Below are 17,586 nucleotides of genomic sequence, written 5' to 3'. Positions count from 1 at the left end.
TTGTGATTTTAATTAACTATAGGACTTCTAACGGGATTCATTAGTATAATTATAACACAAGCTATCCTAAAAAAAATTTTAGAATAAACTTTTGGAGGGGTTTTGAGGCTGTCGAGCCGAAAATTTCAGGATTTTTTAAGCTTCAAAAAATCCGTACCGGAAAAAGTTTTATTTTAAAATTTTTTCTGAAAGAGTTTTTAAATTTTAGTCAAAATTTCTGCCTCCCCTTCAGTAATCAAAATCGTATGTTCAAAATGCGCGCTGTTTTTTCTGTCAGCAGTGCGAAAAGTCCAATCATCCCCATCTATCGTTACATTCTTGGTACCAAGATTTATCATCGGCTCTAAGGCCACCACCATCCCCGGAATTAATTTTTCCCCTTTGCCTCTTTTTCCAAAATTCGGGATATAAGGATCTTCGTGAACTGCTCGCCCGACACCATGCCCAGCCAAAACTTCCACAATGCCATACTTATGGTATTTTTGCGAATTAATAAAACTCTCTATCGCATACCCAATATCCCCTGTCGTATTTCCTCCCCGCGCTGCATCAATGCCCACCTGCAAAGTCTGCTTTGTGATTTCTATAAGTTTCTGATTATCCGCATTCACTTTGCCTACAGGCACAGTAATGGCCATATCCGTGAAAAGACCTTTATGTTTGAGGCCAAGGTCTAATGACACAATATCGCCTTCTTTTAAAATTCTATTTTTCTTTGGAATTCCATGCACTACTTCATCATTCACTGAAATACAAAGAGACGCAGGATAAGGCGAACTCGCCCCGTCTGGCTGATAGTTTAAAAAGGCAGGAGTGTCGCCGAACTCGCGGATTAATTTCTCTGCATATAAATCTAAATCCTTCGTAGAAATTCCCGGCTTAACAATTTCTTTCACTTTATAAAGCACGATCGCCAAATGCTTCCCCCCTTCGCGTATTATTTCTATTTCTGCTGGTGTTTTAATGATTATTGACATAATTGCTTGTTTTGCTATAATACACACATTGATGTTCCTTCGGGAACTTCCGAGAATACCCGCCTTGTGCGGGTATTCGATTTTCAACGAAATAATAACACAAAAAGATTTTTAATTTCTTCCAATTTTTTTCTATCTATTTTACTTAATTTTCGCAGCAATCTATTTGAACTAATAACCCTTATTTGTGAAAAAACAACAACACCGCATCCTCCATCTTCGTAATCAATCTTACGATGATATTTATCAGTAAAATGATCTTTACTTGTTAAAGGTAATACATACAAGGTATGTTTATTAATCACTTTCAAAATTAGTACTGGTCTTTCAAAGGTTTCATTTTTCCCATTTATTTCCTTACCGATATTTATTCCGAGCGTAGTCCACCAAACGTCTCCTGGGTGAAAATTAAACTCATCATTAACTTCCTTTTTGTGTATTAATTTTTTTAAATTATTCCAGTTGTCAAAATCTTTTTCCATTGTATTTATTTATTAAATTAAAATAATTAATAAATCTCTTGCTTATAACATTTATAACAAAACACTATTTCAGACCTATAGTGATATTAAAATACTATTGATAATTATCTTTCAAGTATTTAAATAATAATTTGTATTCTTCGGGATGTTGAACGAAAGATGGGTCTTTTTTATTTACCAAAACTTTAAGTTCCTTATGGGGAATAAATTTTACTTCAGAAACTTCTTCCTCTTGTTTTTGTATTTTCTCTGGATTTAAATCTATTTTTACTACATATACAGGATTTATTTCATTATTTATATAACCCTCTCTTTTTGATGTCTGTTTTACCGTGCCAATTTGAATTAAGTCTTCTCTTAAAAATTTTAATCCGATTTCTTCTTTAATTTCTCTTAATGCAGAAACTATATCTCTTTCTCCTGCAGAAACATGACCCGCAGAAGAAATATCCCACTCATTTGGATGATTACTCACTAAAGGGGATCTCTTTTGTATTAAAAGTTCTCCTTTGGAATTAACAATCCAAATATGAACAGATCTGTGCCATAGTCCCAGCTCATGAACTTTTGTTTTAAGTTCTTTTTGTCCTGTTAAATTCCCTTCGCTATCACAAATATCTAAATATTCCATATCAAGAAATTACTGACCCTATAAACTTCTCTCCGCTGAGACATTTTGCTAGATTATCGATCGGCTTACCGTTCATAGTGATCACAGTAATTTTTTCTTCTTCGGCTATTTTGGAAGCGATAGGGTCAAAAGGAGAATTCATCCTCGGATTCCACTCTTTCGGAATAAGCGCTCGGTATAGAGCCCAAGAAATGCTTTCGATTTTCTTGGCATCAGGGTTTACTCTCGGATCAGAATCATAAACATAATCAGTATTGGACAAATTAATTATTTTTTTCGCGCCGACTTTTTGGGCAGCCAAGGTAGCATCCCAATCGGAACTTTTTCCGGGTTCAAAAGCTGAACCTATAACTATTGATTTCTCAAAAGAAAATTCTTTGGAGAAATTATCAACGACTTTAGCATTAGCCAAATCTCCAAACATCACTCTCACTAGCTCAGCGTTTAATCTAAGAGAAGCGATTCCTATCCAATCAAGATCATCATTGGATGGATTCGCAAGTTTTTTTACAGCTTCGTTGTATTTCTTGTTAGTTCCTCCCCCGCCGGTAATGATCACAAACTTTTTACCTTTCGCCACCTGCTCCAAAATAAGCTTTTTAAAATCTTTTAAAAATTCTACATCTATATTTTCGGGAACGATAAGCGACCCTCCCAGTGAAATTATTATTGCTTCTTCCATCCCGTTTAGAAGCAGATCGCGATCAACTCGCGTGTCTGATATTTTAAGTTAATAATTTTTCTAATATTTAATTTCATATTTTTGTTTGTTTTAAATTGCGATCACGGCTTCTAACGGGATCCATATTTTAAAAATCTAAGGCTTTAATAATATCTTTGTGTACTTTTTCTATGCTCTGCTCACCATTTATTGTAAAAATTTTATATCCAATTTTATCCTTAAAATAATTCATCGCCGGAACAACCTTATTCACATATTCGTCAAACCTTTTTTCTATCCCCTCTCCTGTATCATCGTGCCTGCCTCTAAGTTTCAATCTTTTTATGGCTTCCTCTTTGCTTAATTCTATGTAAACAATTTTTACATTCTCTCGTTTGTAAAACTTCATCATCTCGAAGAAAGACTCTGATTGCATTATGGTACGAGGATAGCCATCAGCTATCAGATGTTTTTTATCCGTCAAAGAAGAAATCAAAATATTAGTAAAAAGTGAGGTGGTTAAAAAATTCGGTTGGAGCTCACCGCGATTTAACGAATCTTTTACGATATTTCCAGTATAACTTTCGCTATTCATAAGCTTGCGATATTCATCCCCCGTACCTGCGTAAAGAGGTTCTCCAAGATTTTTGCTTTTTAAAAAATCCATTAGCAATTTGACCTGCGTCCCCTTGCCGGAGCCCACTATTCCAAAAAATATAAAAGTTTGCGGTTGCATCCCGTTAGAAGCAGGTCGCGGTCATTATTCCGCTACCATACTTGATTATGCTATTAAATTTTGTATTTCTTTTTAACATTAAATATATTTAACTGCGACCGCGGCTTCTAACGGGATTGCATTTACTAAGAATACAAAATTTAGCTTGAATAATCAAGGTTTTTATAATAGAATGATTCCATTATGAAAAAACTTGGATTTGATCTTATATTGTTGGGAGACTCTGCTTCTGGAAAAGAAACCCAAGCTAATATCCTTAAAAAGAAATACGCACTAAAGTTTGTGGAAACCGGGGTATATTCACGCAAACTTCTGAAGGAAAAAAGCAAAAATGGGGATTGGGCCAGGCGAACCACAGGCAAAGGCGAACCCTTGCCCGTCGTTTTGTTAAAGGAATTTTTAATTAAAGAGATCAAAAACAAGCCGAAAAATAAAAATCTGCTTTTTTTGGGTGGTCCAAGACTCAAGCCCGAAGCTCAGCTTCTCAAAAAAATCCTCGACTCTCGCAAAGAAGATTTTTTTGCTTTATATCTCACTATTCCGGAAAAAGAAGTCTATAAGCGTTCGCTCAAGCGCCGAGAAAGCAATGTAAAAGAAATTTATAAAGTTCTTGATACGGAAAAAATTATAAAAGCAAGAATCAGATATTATAAAAATCAAGTAAGCAAAACCGCAAAATATTTAAAAAGCTTAAATAAAATAAAAATAATCAACGGCAATCAACCCATCTCAAAAGTCACTAAGGATATTTTGAAAGAGATTGAGAAATACAAATCTCTGCGTTAGGCAAGGCCTAACGCAGAGCTAATATTCTCGCATGGAAACTTGTGCGTCGACTTTTTTCATTAAGTCTAGGACGACAGAGACAACGATAAGGATAGAGGTTCCTCCTAGAGCAAAAGAAGTGTTGCCGGTAATGAATTGCATAATTAAAGGCAAAATTGCTACAAAACCCAAAAAGGTAGCTCCTAAAAGAGTAATTCGGCTTAAGACTTTAGAAATATATTCGGACGTATGCATACCTGGGCGAATACCTGGAATAAATGCCCCATTTTTTTGCAAATTAGTGGAAAGCGCTTCCGGATCAAAAGTAACAGCCGTATAAAAGTAAGTAAAGAGAAATACAAAAATAAAATAAAAGACTGCATACAACACGCTCGTTTGAGTAAATGCCATCAGTACGTGAGAAATCTTCGCAAGAATTACGTTTGAATATCTAGAAAGAAAAGTACCTATCATCTGAGGGAAAAGTAAAATAGAAAGAGCAAAAATTATTGGAATCACTCCGGCTTGGTTCACTCGAAGAGGCAAATAAGTAGAGCCCCCGCCATACATCTTCGTTCCTCGAACACGTTTCGCATAAGTGACAGGAATAGGACGTTCCGCTTCAGTAACCAAGACAATTCCAGCTAAAATAATCACCCCCACAATAGCAAACACAAGATACATAGGGATTTGAGAAACATCAAAAGTAAAAATATGTTCACCAACCCAAGAAGGAAGTCTGGAGACTATCCCTGCAAAAATTATAAGTGATACACCATTACCAATACCAAACTCCGTGACAAGTTCTCCGATCCACATAATCAACACTGACCCCGCAATCACAATAAGTAAATTTGTAATACGGTCAAAAGTTGTCAAATTAACTAAAATATTTTGTTGTTCAAGAATAAATAAAAGACTAAATCCCTGAATAGCAGCCAAGGGAACAGTGAGCAGTCTAGAATATTGAGCAAATCTTTTCCTGCCTGCCTCCCCTTCCTCGTGATAAATCTTCTTCAAGGCTGGAACCATAATAGTGAGGAGCTGCATGATAATTGAAGCAGTAATATAAGGACCGACACCGAGCATAATGATCGACAAATTGGAAAGTCCACCACCAGAGAATATATTTAAAATGCCGAAAAATTGGTTGTTGGAAAGAAATCTATTTAATTCTACGGTATCAATGCCTGGAATAGGAATAGCGGAGAGAAGTCTGAATACTATCAACGCAAAAAAAACAAACAATACTTTTTTGCGTAAGCTTGTGTCCGTCCAAATCAACTTTATTTTATTCCAGAAATTTTGCATTATTTTGGTAAATTTCTATTTTATAACTATATGCTTCCCTTTTATCCCTAGGCGTTTTCTGATGTCAGAGAAGGTTTCTTTCGGAGAAGCTAATTTATCTTTTTTGATCAAAAGAACTTTTTTGATAGATTTGAATTGGTAACCGCGATTCTTTGGCAATTTTTTGATAATATCGCGAAGTTCCGGACGGCGTTTATTGCCGGCACGCGCTGTTTGACCCTTGCCTCCTCGGCCGGATGTCTTTGCATGCTTGCCTCCTCGGCCGATAAGCCTATCTTTTTTATTTTTATGGGTTCTTTTTAAATTATGTATTTGCATAAGATTATTTTATCAGCGCCTTAGGCCCTTGTTTAAATAGGGCCTAAGGCGCTATCTGTTACGACTTCTTTGTTGGCAATCACGGTGCTTTCTGGAATTATTTTTGTATATTTTGAAGAAATTTGAGAAAATGCTGCCATCACTGCTTTTGCATTATTTAATTTATTTTTACTGTTAGATAAAATCTTTCCAGTGACGTCTTTCACTCCGGATAATTTGATTATATCACGAATGACAGAACCAGCGACGAGCCCACGACCCTTGTTTGGTCTTAATATTACATACGAACTTGAGAATTTAGCAGAGAGTTCGTGAGGAATAGACATTGTTTTGGTGAGGTTCAATCGGACCATATTTTTCTTTGCATTTCGAAGAGCCTTGTTGATCGCAAGGGCAGTATCTCCAGCTTTTCCCAAACCTAAGCCAACAGATCCTTTTTTATCTCCAGCCACTATCGCGACACTAAAAGAAAATCTGCGTCCGCCAGCGACAACGCGAGTAACACGGCGAATGTTTAAAATCTTCTGGTCAAATTCTGGTTTTACTCTATTAAAAGAGCCCCCCCTGCGGCCAGTATTCTTTCTTTCTCTTATACCCATATTTTCTTTTGGTTTGTCTTTATCCATATACAAATTAAACTTTAGAATTCTAATCCCGAAGCCCGGGCAGTATCCGCTACTAATTTTATCCGGCCAGTATATTTAAAACCATTGCGATCAAAAACAACTTTCTTAATTTTTTCTTTTAAGCAAACTGCTCCGATTGCGCTTCCCACTTCTTTTGCTCTTTCACTTTTGGTGCCTTTGGTCATCTTCACGTCGCTTGCTTGCGCCAAAGTTTTACCAGTCATATCATTTATGACTTGCGCATAAATAAATTTATTTGAACGAAAAACCGTAAGCCTAGGACGCTCTGCCGTACCTTGGATTTTTACTCGTATCTTTTTCTTTAATCTTATTCTTTTGTCGTTTTTGTTTTGCATATTATTATACGGTCTTCTTACCCTGTTTTCTTCTTATGACCTCACCTTCATAACGCATACCTTTACCCTTATAAGGCTCTGGTTTTTTCAACGCACGCACGGATGCGGTAAAACTTCCGACAAGCTCTTTATCAATCCCGGTAATCGTAATATTATTTTTTTCAGCCGTAACAGTGAGGCCCTCTGGTATTTTCACAATCACTGGATGAGAGAAACCCAAAGCAAAATGAATTTCTTTTCCTTTGACTTCGGACTTGAAACCAACTCCCTCTAAAATTAACTTCTTTTGATATGGGGTTTCGACACCCTTGATCATATTTTTGATATGCGAAGCATAAGTACCCCAAAGGGATTGAGAAAATTTGTCATTCCTTTTTATATTTAAATTGATTGTTTTACTTGCCCCGTCAACGGCGGGGTCTGTAATAGTAATAACAATATCATTTCTAAAATTCTTTGTAAGTGTTCCCTTTGGACCTACCACAGTAAAAATATTGCCTAGAGAAGAAGCACTGATTGAAGCTTTGATTCCCGCTGGTATTAAAATTTCTTGTTTTCCAATTCTGCTCATAAATTTTTGTAAATTTTTGTTATATTTCGCACAATTTTCGTATTACCAAATTCTAAATAAAGCTTCACCGCCGACTTGTTCTTTCCTTGCTTCTTTGCCTGATAAAATTCCTTTAGGAGTAGAAAGCACTAATAACCCTGTCCCATTTCTAACTGAATGAATATCTTTCATACCAAAATAAACCCGTCTAGACTGTTTGGAGATTCTTTCTACTTCTGTAATTTTTGGTTTTTTGTCTGTGTAAATCAATCCTACTTCCAATACAGACTGTCCTTTTTTTACTTTTTTGGAAATTTCAGAAATGTATCCTGCTTTTTTTAAGCATTCGCCGATAGCATTTTTCATTTTGGAATATGGAAAAGATACAGACTCTTTGCCTGCAAGTGATCCGTTCTTCATTATTATTATCATATTTGAAATTGAATCCATCCCGTTAGAAGCAGATCGCGATCAACTCGCGTGTCTGATATGCTATGTTAATAATTTTTTTAATATTTAATTTCATGTTTTTGTTTATATTTTAAATTGCGATCGCGGCTTCTAACGGGATCCATATCCTTAATTACCAGCTTGACTTACGAACTCCTGGAAGCATTCCTTCATTGGCTAATTCTCTAAAACAAATACGGCATAAACCAAAATCTCTCATAAAAGCTTTCCCTCGACTACAGCGAAAACATCGATTCTTGGATCGAGTGGAAAATTTTGGTTTCTTTTTGCTTCTTGCTGTAACTGATGTTTTTGCCATCCCATTAAAAAATTTAAATAATAAAACTTTTTCATTTTACAAGTCCGCTGATTTTCTAACGGGACAAGTAAATAATTAACGGGGGTGCTTCGTTAATATCTTACTTTTTTTCTTTAAGCCTTTACAAATAAGAATTATGCAAAGAATTAAAGGAGAAAAGCAGATTAATCAAAACTACATTCCCTTATTGCTATATTAGCAAACTAACACTTATTAGTCAAATAAAAAGGTTACTTAGGAAATTATTTCTCAAATTTTCCTGTCACCCAATCAAATTCACCTTGCCAATTTCTATTAGTACATCTCCATCCCGGACTTCCTGGATAAGGATTTCCACTTGTTTCCATATTGCGAACTCCTAAAACATAAAAACTACCAGGGCAACCTGCTTGAGGGCCATAACGATAGTATGCATAACCACCATTTTGAGAAGTAATAGTTGGATCACAAGGGGTCTTTGAAATAAAATCATTAGTTTCTAAGGATGAAATAAACGAATCACCTGCTCCAAAACATCCAGTATCCCAACCACCATTATCATTATCATTATTACCAGGATAAGTGCCATACTTATCATAATAAAATTCTAAGGCTAATTGAATTTGTTTCATATCAGAAAGACGATTTATATCTCTCGCTTTTTCACGAGCTGTTTTTAAACTTAATGAAACAATAGAAGAAAGTAATCCGATAATTGCTACAACAACCAAAAGTTCGATAAGAGTAAATCCTTTAGTTTTTGATTTTTTATTCATATTGATATCTGTATTTTCTTTTATTTTTATTTCTTCAGACATAAAGATATTATACACAATACAATATTCAAGTATTTGAGGGCTAGGGAGAAGTTGAATTTCTACTTCTTCTTTTTTTCTTCCTCCTTTTTGAAAGGAACACCCAAGATTTCAAAAAAGGCCATCCCTTCTTTTTTGTTTTTTGTGGAAGAAACTAAGGTAATAGATATGCCAAAAACATCTCGAATATCTTCGTCGGCTGTTTCTGGGAAGATGGTGTGTTCTTTTATGCCAATAGTTAAATTCCCCATGTTGTCTACCGCATTCCGAGTAATTCCTCGAAAGTCTTTCGTTCGGGGAAGAGCGATATTAATGAGTTTTTCCAAAAAAGCGTACATCCTTTTACCTCGCAAAGTCACTACTACCCCTATAGGGTCGCCTTGTCTGGTTTTGAAAGATGCGATAGATTGTTTAGCGCTTCGGAAGGAAGGCTTTTGACCAGTGATCTTTGCTAAACGAAGAGAGATGGCTTCATTTTTATTTTTATCTTTCTTCATAGCTGTTCCCGTGCCGACGTTTAGCACGATCTTTTGCATCTTGGGAGTAGCCATCGCATTTTTATAGTGAAAAACACTTTTTGTTTTCTCAAAGACTTCTCCTTCTTTTTCTTTTACAGTTAAATGTTTCATCCCAGTACTAAAATTTTAATTATTAATGTTTATCTTTATGCCCCGTAATCAAAAATTTAGTACGGGACAGGTATATTTCTTATTCGACTTTTTTAACATTTGAAGCGTGAATCGGCATTTCAATATTTTTCATACTCCCCTTTGAGCCGGACTTGGTAGGGCGTTGATGCTTCTTCATCATGTTTGCTCCTTCAACAATAACTTTATTTTCTTTAACTAAAACATGAACAATCTTGCCAGACTTTCCTTTGTCTTTCCCCGTTATTATTTTTACGTTGTCTCCTTTTTTTATTTTCATCCCGTTAGAAGCAGATCGCGATCAATTCGCGTGTCTGATATGCTATGTTAATAATTTTTTTAATATCTAATTTCATGTTTTTGTTTGTATTTAAATTGCGATCGCGGCTTCTAACGGGATTCATTCCTTAAATAACTTCTTGCGCTAAAGAAATAATTTTCTGAAATCCTTTTTCCGCCAACTCTCTTGGAATTGGTCCAAAAACGCGGCCAGCCTTTGGGTCTTTTTTTCCTTTTTCTAAAATAACTACGGCATTGTCATCAAAGCGAATATATGAACCGTCTTTTCTCCTATATGCGCCTCTGGTGCGAACCACGACAGCCTGATGCACGTCTTTCTTTTTTACTGCCTTTCTGGGACTAGCGACTTTAACTGAAATGATAACTAATTCGCCCAAAGTCGCATATCTTTTCTTGGAAGACCCTAAAATCTTGAACACCTTTCCCACGGTGCCTCCGGCGTTGTCTGTTATTTTTACTAAAGTCTCAGTTTGAATCATACTTTGTCCGCCTATGGCGGGAAATTATCTTTTAATTATCGCACTATCTTAAATCTTTTATCTTTCGAAATTGGCCGAGTTTCTATTATTTCTACTTTATCTCCCACCTTGCAAAGGTTCTCTTCATCGTGCGCTTTATATTTCTTGCTGATTTTGTAAAACTTCCCGTAAAGCGGATGCTTCACAAACCTAGAAATGGATACCACGACAGTTTTATCCATTTTGTCTGAAACAACCACCCCTTTTAGTGTATTATTTTTTTTCTCTTTTTCTCTTATTTTTTTTGTTTCTGTTTTCATAAATTCGTAATTCGTAATTTTTAATTCGTAATCATTTCTGATTTATTTCTGTAAGAATTCGGGCGATTTGTTTTTTAATATTTAAAGACTCCTTTACGTTTTTTGATTTAGAACCTTCAGCCTTGAATTTGATGACTCTGATTTCCTCCCGCAAAGAAGCAAGCTTTTTTATCAGTTCCTCTTTTTTGAATTCTTTTAAATTTTCTTTTTTTCTTGCCATTTTTTTATTCGTGATTGATTATTATTGCTTGTGCGCTCTGCTAACAATTCTGGTTTTGATTGGAAGCTTCGAACCCGCTTTTCGCAACGCCTCACTGGCTACTTTTTCATCTACTCCATCCACTTCAAAAATAATACGTCCAGGCAAAACATCAAAACAATATCCTTGCGGATCCCCTTTTCCTTTTCCCATGCCTACTTCAGCAGCCTTGGCTGTAAAAGGACGGTCTGGAAAAATACGAATCCAATATTTGCCGGTTTTGGTCAAAGTACGAGAAATAACTTTTCGAGCAGATTCGATTTGATTTGATTTCACTCGGGATTGTGATTCGGATTTTAAGCCAAAAGAACCAAAAGCAAGTTTTATGCCTCGCGTGTCAGCTCCTCGCGTCTTTGGATTTGAACGCGCACTTTGCCACTTTCTAAATTTTACTTTTTTCGGGGTCAACATAAATTAATCCATTTTATTCTTATTTTCTAATGAACCAGAAGCATTTTCTTTAGCGCTCCCTGCACCGGAAGAAATATAAGTGCTGCGAGCAGGTTTCTTGTCAGCAAAAATTTTACCGCGATAAATCCAAACTTTTATTCCAATGACGCCATAAGTAAGAGTGGCGCGTTCACGCTTGAAATCTATATCCGCACGGAAAGTTTGAAGCGGAATCGAGCCTCGTTTGAGTTCTTCAGTACGAGCAATTTCAGCTCCACCTAGGCGCCCTGACAATACGACTCTGGCGCCTTCTACTCCGTGAGCTTGCATTACCTTTTCAATGATTTGTTTTATTACCCGTCTGTAAGGCATTCTTTTTTCCAATCCTTCGGCAATCATATAGGCAACTATCGCAGCATCAGCTTCTGGATTTGAAACTTCTACAATTTCAAGCTTGAAATCTTCCGGTCTGCCTAATTTCAGCTTGTCCATTTTCTTTAAAATATCTTCTTTGAGTTTTGTCGCTCCCTCGCCGCTTCTGCCGATGATAAGGCCTGGACGAGAAGTTTTAATTATAAAACGAGTAGCTTTTCGGCTTCTCTCGATTTCAATACTGGAAACATACATACCGCGCAATTTCTTTTCTAAATATTGGCGCACTAAAACATCTCCTTTTAAATAAGTAACGTATTTTTTAGGATCAGCAAACCAGCGGGACTTCCAGTCTCTCAATATTATCAATCTATGGGCGTATGGATGAACTATTTTTGACATATTATTTCTTGCTCGCCGAAGCTTTAGCGGAGGCGGGTTTTTTAGATTTCGACTTCTTAACTGCTAAAACTTTTTCTCCTAAAAGAATATTTAAATGACTCGTGCGTTTATTTATTCTGTGTCCTGTGCCCATCGCAGCCGGCATCATTCTCTTCATGGTGATCCCTTTATCTACGCGTAATTCTTTTATAAATAAATTATCCACATCTTTGCCTGCTTGTTTGGCATTTGCCACAGCTGAAAGCAAAAGTTTCTTGATGGGAAGCCCTGCGCGTTTTGCCAAAAAATCAAGCTCTGCAATAGCTTCTGATACTTTCTTCCCTTTAACAAGCCCTGCTACCAAGCGGACTTTTCTGGGAGACTGTCTATAATTTTTTAAAAATGCTTTCATCCCGTTTAGAAGCAGATCGCGATCAACTCGCATGTCTGATGTTTTAAGTTATTAATTTTTAATATATTTGATTTCATTTTTTTGTTTATTTTTTAAATTGCGATCGCGGCTTCTAACGGGATTCATTCTATTTCTTTTTTGCATCAGCAGCTGTGGCTGTCGCAGTTTTAGCTTGAGTTATCTCTGCTTCCTTTTTCTTTTGTTCTAGCTCTTTCTGCATTTTTCCTCCGTGTTTTATAAATTTCTTCGTTGGAGAAAATTCTCCCAATCTATGCCCGACCATGTCTTCGGTCACCAAAACCTCGACATGTGTTTTTCCATTATGAACACCAAAAGTAAAACCGAGCATCTCTGGGGATATCACGCAGGCTCTTTTCCACGTCTTTATCGTTGGAGTCGAGAGCGGATTTTTACCGGCAATCTTTGACAGAAGCCTTTCGTCGACATTTAATCCTTTTTTAATTGATCTGGTCATGTATTTTTATCTTTTCACGTAAACAAAAAGCTCGTAACGAGCTTGGTTTCATAATAGCAAATTCAACAAAAAAGTCAAATAAAAACGCCCCACCACATGAAGATAAGTGTGGTGGGGCAAAAAAGCGGCTTTCGCCATACGATGCAGGACAGACATGCGCCCTCCTATATTAGAGAAAGGTTAATTCCTTTCTCTCTTTCGAAAATTTTCGAATACTGCAAGGAAACAAATTCTTTTTCATTTATGACAGATGCCCCAAAAAAAAGCAAACGAGGAAATGTGGAAAACTTATTTTAGAAATCTTATTTATTTTTTCCAATCTTTCTGCGAGAAACGATAAACACATTGGAGTATTTCTTTGGACCTCTGGTTTTCCTTCCACCAGTAACTTTACCCCACAATGTTTTAGGTCTTTTGGTTCCTCTGCCTTGTCTGCCTTCTCCACCTCCATATGGATGGTCTACTGGATTCATCGCCGTACCACGAACTCTAGGACGAATTCCTTTCCAACGGCTGCGGCCTGCTTTGCCGTAATTTTCTAAATGATGTTCTTCGTTTGAAACAGTTCCGACAGAAGCCCAGCAATTTTCATTTACTTTTCTTATTTCCGTTGAAGGCATTTTCAAATTTGTATATCCTTCGGCATTCGCTACTACTTGCGCGAAAATTCCAGCAGAACGGCCGATCTTTGCACCGCCTTGAGGCTTGATTTCAATGTTATAAACAAAAGTTCCCACTGGAATACTCTTTAAAGGAAGTCTGTTTCCTGCTTTTAGCTCGGCTTTTTCAGATACGATAAAGGCATCTCCCGGCTTTACAGACTTTGGTAATACTACATATCTTTTTTCTCCATCCTTATATACAGCTAAACCAATAAAAGCTGAACGGTTTGGATCATATTCAATAGTTTTTATTTTTGCTGGTATTTCTTTTTTATCGTATAAAAAATCAACTTCTCTGAAAAGACGTTTATGCCCTGATCCTTTGTGGCGCATGGTTATTCGGCCCGCACTATTCCTTCCCACTGAACGCCTAAAACCATGAGTTAAAGACTTTGTCGGGATTCCAGTCGTTAAAATATCCCTGTAATTAACATTAGTCATTTGTCTTCTTGATTTTGATGTTGGTTTGTATGTTTTCATTTTATTAAATAAATTCTATCTTATCGCCCTTTTTTAAATAAACAAGGGCTTTGCGGCCCCCTCCTTTTGTCCCAGCCTTGCCTTTGGACATAATATTTTTCTTCGGAACAGTTAAAACATTTACTTTTACAGGATGCACTTTGTAGAGTGTGAAAATAGCTTTTTTAATTTCTGTTTTATTAGCAGACTTCGTAATATCAAAAGTATAAACATTTTGCTCTGCACTAAAAGATGCTTTTTCAGTAATTCTTGGGTTTTTAATTATTTGTGTTGTCATAATTTTGTTACGGACGTTGGACGTCTAGGAATCTAGACGTCCAACGTCCGTTTCTCTAACCTCTTGATTCTAAAAATTTAACTGCCTCTGCAGGTTTCTCTATTAAAAGATATTGATGATTAAGCACGTCGAGCGGATTTAAATTTTTAAGAAAAACTATTTCCATCTGGGGCAAATTTCGAAAACTCTTTTCTGCTTTTTCGTCTCTTCCAAAAAGCGCAGTCAGAACTCGCGGCTTCTTTGAATTTGCCAATGTTTTATAACCGCTTGCTTTCGCCAAATTTTTTACGACATCCAATGCGGATTTTGTTTTTATTTTAGACATCGACAACGAATCAATAAAAATTATTTCATTATCCTTTAGTTTTTTAGAAAGCACAGAAAATAGTGCTTGCGCGCGCATTTTTTTGGAAATTTTTCTTTTATAATTTTTATCAGAGAGCGGACCGTGGGTAACACCTCCACCAACCCAAATAGGACTTCTGCTAGACCCGTGTCGTGCGCGACCAGTCCCTTTTTGTTTCCAAGGTTTTTTGCCGCCTCCGCGCACTTCTCCGCGATCTTTAGTGTCGGCCGTACCAGCACGCTTATTAGAACGCATTCCTTCTACCACCTGATGCACCAAATCCGCCCGCCACTTGGCAGCAAAAACCTTAGCCGGAAGATTTATTTCTCCTGCTTCAGCTCCTTTTTGATTGTATATCTTTGCCTTCATCTCGGTTTCTGATTTTGTTTTTGTTTTTTTTGCTTCCATAATTTTTATTTTGTGACAGCGCTTTAGGCGCTCTGAGCGCCTAAAGCGCTGTTTCTCTGCTAACTATTTCCACTAATGTCCCTTTTCGGCCAGCGATCGCTCCTTTGATAAGCATTAAATTATTTTCTTTATCAACAAAAACAACTTGCAAGTTTTTTTGCATTATGCGATCGGACCCCATTCTGCCCGCCATTCTCATTCCCTTAGGAACATGAGTACGTAACCCTCCGCCGATACTTCCAGGCTCTCTTTCAGAATGTTTTTGACCGTGAGATCGCGGACCGCCGGCAAAACCATGGCGTTTCACGACCCCTTGAAAACCCTTACCTTTCGAAACACTCGCAACTTCTATTTTATCACCGGCAACAAAAGCTCCCACATCTATGATGTCTCCTTCTTTGGATAGAACTTTATCAGCAGGTTTTAGTCTAAATTCTTTTAGAGTTTTATAAAAGGCGCCTTTCATTGCTCCAGCGCTCCCTTTTGAAACTCTTTCTTTCTTTTGCGCGCCAAAACCTACTTGCACAGAATCATAGCCATCTTTGGATTTTTCAAAAATTCTGGTAACTGTTACTGGCCCTGCTGTTACTATCGTCACTGGAAAAACAGTCCCGTCGGGAGAAAAGTATTCTGCCATATTTTCTTTTGTTCCTAGTATAAATTTCATGATTTTATTGCGGTAGCGCTTTTTCTTACATCATTTTCACATCTATATCAACTCCAGAAGGAAGAGAAAGATTGGAAAGCGCCTCAACTGTCTTTGCATTTGGGTTTATTATATCGATCAATCTTTTGTGTACTCTTATTTCAAATTGTTCTCGCGTATTTTTGTAAATAAAAGCAGAGCGATTTACCGTATATTTTTTTATTTCAGTCGGCAAAGGAACAGGACCTACTATTTGCGCATCATAACGAGAAGCTGTATCTATTATTTGCTTGATAGATGCGTCTAAAATCTTGCTTTCGTAAGCGCGAACTCGGATACGCAAAACCACTTTCCCTTCGCCCTTTTTTTCTTTTTGAAGCGAAGCTTTCGGCATTTTAATCCCAACCTTTTTCTTTGCCGGAACCTTGGCTTTTGCCGTAATTTTTTTTTCTTTTTTTTCTGCTGTTGGCATTTTAATCTAGCCCAATATTTTTGTAACGACCCCTGCACCCACAGTCTTTCCTCCCTCTCGAACTGCGAATCTCTGTGATTCTTCAAGCGCAACAGGAGTAACTAATTTGACTGTAAGTTTTACTGTATCTCCAGGCATAACCATTTCTACGCCCTCGGATAAGAGAACATCGCCGGTAACGTCTGTAGTTCTGATATAAAATTGAGGCTTGTAACCCTTGAAGAATGGAGTATGACGTCCGCCTTCTTCTTTTTTCAAAACGTAAATTTCACAAGTGAAGTTATCGTGAGGAGTAACAGTGCCCGGCTTTGCCAAAACTTGTCCGCGAGTGATGTCTTCTTTCTTTAAACCTCGAAGAAGAATTCCGGCATTGTCTCCAGCCATTCCTTCTTGTAGGTTTTTGTTAAACATTTCGATACCAGTAACAACTGATTTCTGAGTTGGCTTGATACCGACGATTTCAACTTCTTCTCCAACTTTTATAACTCCTCTTTCTATTTTACCCGTTACCACTGTTCCACGGCCTTCAATTGAAAAGATATCTTCAACTGGCATAAGGAATGGTTTGGAAACATCTCTTTCAGGAACTGGAATGTATGTGTCAAGAGCATTTGTAAGTTCAAGAACTTTCTTTGCCCATTCATCGTCAATAGATTTTGCTTCGAGAGCCTTAAGAGCAGAACCGCGAATAACTGGAGCATTTGCGCCATCAAAACCTTGTTTGGTTAGAAGTTCTCGGATTTCTTCTTCTACCATGTCAATCATGTCTTTGTCGTCAACCATATCGCACTTGTTTAAGAACACTATGATTTTTGGAACACCAACTTGTTTTGCAAGAAGAACGTGTTCGCGAGTCTGAGGCATAGCACCGTCTGTCGCTGCAACCACGAGAATAGCGCCGTCCATTTGAGCGGCACCAGTAATCATGTTTTTAATATAGTCCGCGTGTCCAGGAGCATCGATGTGCGCATAGTGACGAGCGTCAGTAGCATACTCATTGTGAGAAATGTTAATAGTGATTCCGCGAGCTTTTTCTTCAGGAGCATTGTCGATTTGATCAACCCCTCGAAGTCTTACAGTTTTTCCTGCTAAATTTAAAACATGTAAAATTGCAGCTGTTAAGGTGGTCTTTCCATGGTCAACGTGACCAATGGTGCCGACGTTTACGTGCGGCTTATCTCTTTTAAATTCTTCTGCCATAATATTTTTTGAGCTAATAATTAAAACTTAACGTACGAGAACCAGTCGCTAAGGCTTAACTACTAACCTAATTAACTAATAAATTAAAAAATCAAAACAAAAACT

29 protein-coding genes are annotated in these 17,586 nt (G+C 37.0%); 1 reads left to right on the top strand and 28 read right to left on the bottom strand.

Annotated elements, in window-relative coordinates; translation table 11 throughout:
• Positions 1 to 197: 197 nt before the first annotated feature.
• The 5 genes from map to PHT16_01290 all read right to left on the bottom strand — a co-directional run bounded on the left by map (position 198) and on the right by PHT16_01290 (position 3,487).
• The gene (gene map / locus PHT16_01310; protein ID MDD5721070.1) at positions 198 to 977 is read right to left on the bottom strand and encodes a type I methionyl aminopeptidase; all 780 of its coding nucleotides are present in this window, start codon (positions 975 to 977) and stop codon (positions 198 to 200) included.
• 83 nt (positions 978 to 1,060) lie between these two features.
• The gene (locus PHT16_01305) at positions 1,061 to 1,459 is read right to left on the bottom strand and encodes a type II toxin-antitoxin system PemK/MazF family toxin (GenBank protein MDD5721069.1); all 399 of its coding nucleotides are present in this window, start codon (positions 1,457 to 1,459) and stop codon (positions 1,061 to 1,063) included.
• Between the two features lie 94 nt (positions 1,460 to 1,553).
• Complete coding sequence (locus tag PHT16_01300; GenBank protein ID MDD5721068.1) at positions 1,554 to 2,090, bottom strand: NUDIX domain-containing protein; 537 nt, start codon at positions 2,088 to 2,090, stop codon at positions 1,554 to 1,556.
• Position 2,091: 1 nt separating this feature from the next.
• Positions 2,092 to 2,772: a UMP kinase gene (gene pyrH, locus PHT16_01295; GenBank protein MDD5721067.1), complete on the bottom strand. Its 681-nt coding sequence runs from the start codon at positions 2,770 to 2,772 to the stop codon at positions 2,092 to 2,094.
• Between the two features lie 127 nt (positions 2,773 to 2,899).
• A complete protein-coding gene (locus tag PHT16_01290) occupies positions 2,900 to 3,487 on the bottom strand; it encodes a nucleoside monophosphate kinase (GenBank protein MDD5721066.1) in 588 nt (195 codons plus the stop codon).
• Positions 3,488 to 3,670: 183 nt separating this feature from the next.
• Between PHT16_01290 and PHT16_01285 the strand changes: the two genes are divergently transcribed.
• Positions 3,671 to 4,273, top strand: coding sequence for a nucleoside monophosphate kinase (locus PHT16_01285; protein ID MDD5721065.1), 603 nt, complete (start codon positions 3,671 to 3,673; stop codon positions 4,271 to 4,273).
• An 18-nt stretch (positions 4,274 to 4,291) separates the two neighbouring features.
• Here the strand turns inward: PHT16_01285 and secY are convergent, their stop codons facing one another.
• From secY to tuf, 23 genes are all read right to left on the bottom strand, one after another.
• The gene (gene secY / locus PHT16_01280; protein ID MDD5721064.1) at positions 4,292 to 5,563 is read right to left on the bottom strand and encodes a preprotein translocase subunit SecY; all 1,272 of its coding nucleotides are present in this window, start codon (positions 5,561 to 5,563) and stop codon (positions 4,292 to 4,294) included.
• 15 nt (positions 5,564 to 5,578) lie between these two features.
• Positions 5,579 to 5,881 carry a hypothetical protein gene (locus tag PHT16_01275; GenBank protein MDD5721063.1) on the bottom strand — a complete coding sequence of 101 codons (303 nt, stop codon included), beginning with the start codon at positions 5,879 to 5,881 and terminating at the stop codon, positions 5,579 to 5,581.
• 32 nt (positions 5,882 to 5,913) lie between these two features.
• Positions 5,914 to 6,507 (bottom strand): 30S ribosomal protein S5, encoded by a 594-nt coding sequence (locus tag PHT16_01270; GenBank protein MDD5721062.1) that lies wholly within the window; start codon positions 6,505 to 6,507, stop codon positions 5,914 to 5,916.
• Between the two features lie 14 nt (positions 6,508 to 6,521).
• Positions 6,522 to 6,863, bottom strand: a complete 342-nt coding sequence (gene rplR, locus PHT16_01265; protein ID MDD5721061.1) for a 50S ribosomal protein L18 — start codon at positions 6,861 to 6,863, stop codon at positions 6,522 to 6,524.
• A 4-nt stretch (positions 6,864 to 6,867) separates the two neighbouring features.
• The gene (gene rplF / locus PHT16_01260) at positions 6,868 to 7,434 is read right to left on the bottom strand and encodes a 50S ribosomal protein L6 (GenBank protein ID MDD5721060.1); all 567 of its coding nucleotides are present in this window, start codon (positions 7,432 to 7,434) and stop codon (positions 6,868 to 6,870) included.
• A gap of 42 nt (positions 7,435 to 7,476) precedes the next feature.
• Positions 7,477 to 7,863, bottom strand: coding sequence for a 30S ribosomal protein S8 (gene rpsH, locus PHT16_01255; protein ID MDD5721059.1), 387 nt, complete (start codon positions 7,861 to 7,863; stop codon positions 7,477 to 7,479).
• Positions 7,864 to 7,996: 133 nt separating this feature from the next.
• Positions 7,997 to 8,182 (bottom strand): type Z 30S ribosomal protein S14, encoded by a 186-nt coding sequence (locus PHT16_01250; protein ID MDD5721058.1) that lies wholly within the window; start codon positions 8,180 to 8,182, stop codon positions 7,997 to 7,999.
• Positions 8,183 to 8,424: 242 nt separating this feature from the next.
• Positions 8,425 to 8,979: a type II secretion system protein gene (locus tag PHT16_01245; protein MDD5721057.1), complete on the bottom strand. Its 555-nt coding sequence runs from the start codon at positions 8,977 to 8,979 to the stop codon at positions 8,425 to 8,427.
• A gap of 59 nt (positions 8,980 to 9,038) precedes the next feature.
• Complete coding sequence (rplE, locus tag PHT16_01240; GenBank protein MDD5721056.1) at positions 9,039 to 9,605, bottom strand: 50S ribosomal protein L5; 567 nt, start codon at positions 9,603 to 9,605, stop codon at positions 9,039 to 9,041.
• Positions 9,606 to 9,684: 79 nt separating this feature from the next.
• Positions 9,685 to 9,903 (bottom strand): 50S ribosomal protein L24, encoded by a 219-nt coding sequence (locus tag PHT16_01235; GenBank protein ID MDD5721055.1) that lies wholly within the window; start codon positions 9,901 to 9,903, stop codon positions 9,685 to 9,687.
• 127 nt (positions 9,904 to 10,030) lie between these two features.
• Positions 10,031 to 10,402: a 50S ribosomal protein L14 gene (gene rplN / locus PHT16_01230; GenBank protein MDD5721054.1), complete on the bottom strand. Its 372-nt coding sequence runs from the start codon at positions 10,400 to 10,402 to the stop codon at positions 10,031 to 10,033.
• Between the two features lie 35 nt (positions 10,403 to 10,437).
• Positions 10,438 to 10,701, bottom strand: coding sequence for a 30S ribosomal protein S17 (gene rpsQ, locus PHT16_01225; GenBank protein ID MDD5721053.1), 264 nt, complete (start codon positions 10,699 to 10,701; stop codon positions 10,438 to 10,440).
• 31 nt (positions 10,702 to 10,732) lie between these two features.
• On the bottom strand, positions 10,733 to 10,921 hold the full coding sequence (rpmC, locus tag PHT16_01220; protein ID MDD5721052.1) for a 50S ribosomal protein L29: 189 nt from the start codon (positions 10,919 to 10,921) through the stop codon (positions 10,733 to 10,735).
• Between the two features lie 21 nt (positions 10,922 to 10,942).
• Positions 10,943 to 11,371 (bottom strand): 50S ribosomal protein L16, encoded by a 429-nt coding sequence (rplP, locus tag PHT16_01215; protein ID MDD5721051.1) that lies wholly within the window; start codon positions 11,369 to 11,371, stop codon positions 10,943 to 10,945.
• Between the two features lie 3 nt (positions 11,372 to 11,374).
• Positions 11,375 to 12,124: a 30S ribosomal protein S3 gene (gene rpsC, locus PHT16_01210; GenBank protein MDD5721050.1), complete on the bottom strand. Its 750-nt coding sequence runs from the start codon at positions 12,122 to 12,124 to the stop codon at positions 11,375 to 11,377.
• 1 nt (position 12,125) lies between these two features.
• Positions 12,126 to 12,515, bottom strand: coding sequence for a 50S ribosomal protein L22 (gene rplV / locus PHT16_01205; GenBank protein MDD5721049.1), 390 nt, complete (start codon positions 12,513 to 12,515; stop codon positions 12,126 to 12,128).
• Between the two features lie 127 nt (positions 12,516 to 12,642).
• Complete coding sequence (gene rpsS, locus PHT16_01200; protein MDD5721048.1) at positions 12,643 to 12,990, bottom strand: 30S ribosomal protein S19; 348 nt, start codon at positions 12,988 to 12,990, stop codon at positions 12,643 to 12,645.
• Positions 12,991 to 13,292: 302 nt separating this feature from the next.
• Positions 13,293 to 14,132 carry a 50S ribosomal protein L2 gene (gene rplB, locus PHT16_01195; protein ID MDD5721047.1) on the bottom strand — a complete coding sequence of 280 codons (840 nt, stop codon included), beginning with the start codon at positions 14,130 to 14,132 and terminating at the stop codon, positions 13,293 to 13,295.
• 4 nt (positions 14,133 to 14,136) lie between these two features.
• The gene (gene rplW / locus PHT16_01190) at positions 14,137 to 14,409 is read right to left on the bottom strand and encodes a 50S ribosomal protein L23 (GenBank protein ID MDD5721046.1); all 273 of its coding nucleotides are present in this window, start codon (positions 14,407 to 14,409) and stop codon (positions 14,137 to 14,139) included.
• Positions 14,410 to 14,464: 55 nt separating this feature from the next.
• A complete protein-coding gene (gene rplD, locus PHT16_01185; GenBank protein ID MDD5721045.1) occupies positions 14,465 to 15,163 on the bottom strand; it encodes a 50S ribosomal protein L4 in 699 nt (232 codons plus the stop codon).
• Between the two features lie 40 nt (positions 15,164 to 15,203).
• A complete protein-coding gene (gene rplC, locus PHT16_01180) occupies positions 15,204 to 15,830 on the bottom strand; it encodes a 50S ribosomal protein L3 (GenBank protein MDD5721044.1) in 627 nt (208 codons plus the stop codon).
• Between the two features lie 25 nt (positions 15,831 to 15,855).
• Positions 15,856 to 16,203, bottom strand: a complete 348-nt coding sequence (gene rpsJ / locus PHT16_01175) for a 30S ribosomal protein S10 (GenBank protein ID MDD5721043.1) — start codon at positions 16,201 to 16,203, stop codon at positions 15,856 to 15,858.
• 84 nt (positions 16,204 to 16,287) lie between these two features.
• Positions 16,288 to 17,484 (bottom strand): elongation factor Tu, encoded by a 1,197-nt coding sequence (gene tuf / locus PHT16_01170; protein MDD5721042.1) that lies wholly within the window; start codon positions 17,482 to 17,484, stop codon positions 16,288 to 16,290.
• Positions 17,485 to 17,586: the final 102 nt, after the last annotated feature.

Source organism: Candidatus Paceibacterota bacterium (genome assembly GCA_028718635.1).
In the GTDB taxonomy this organism is placed as follows: Bacteria; Patescibacteriota; Minisyncoccia; order Phycocordibacterales; family UBA9973; genus UBA9973.
Note: the sequence above shows the minus strand (reverse complement) of the source record. Positions and strands in the feature narration are given on the sequence as shown.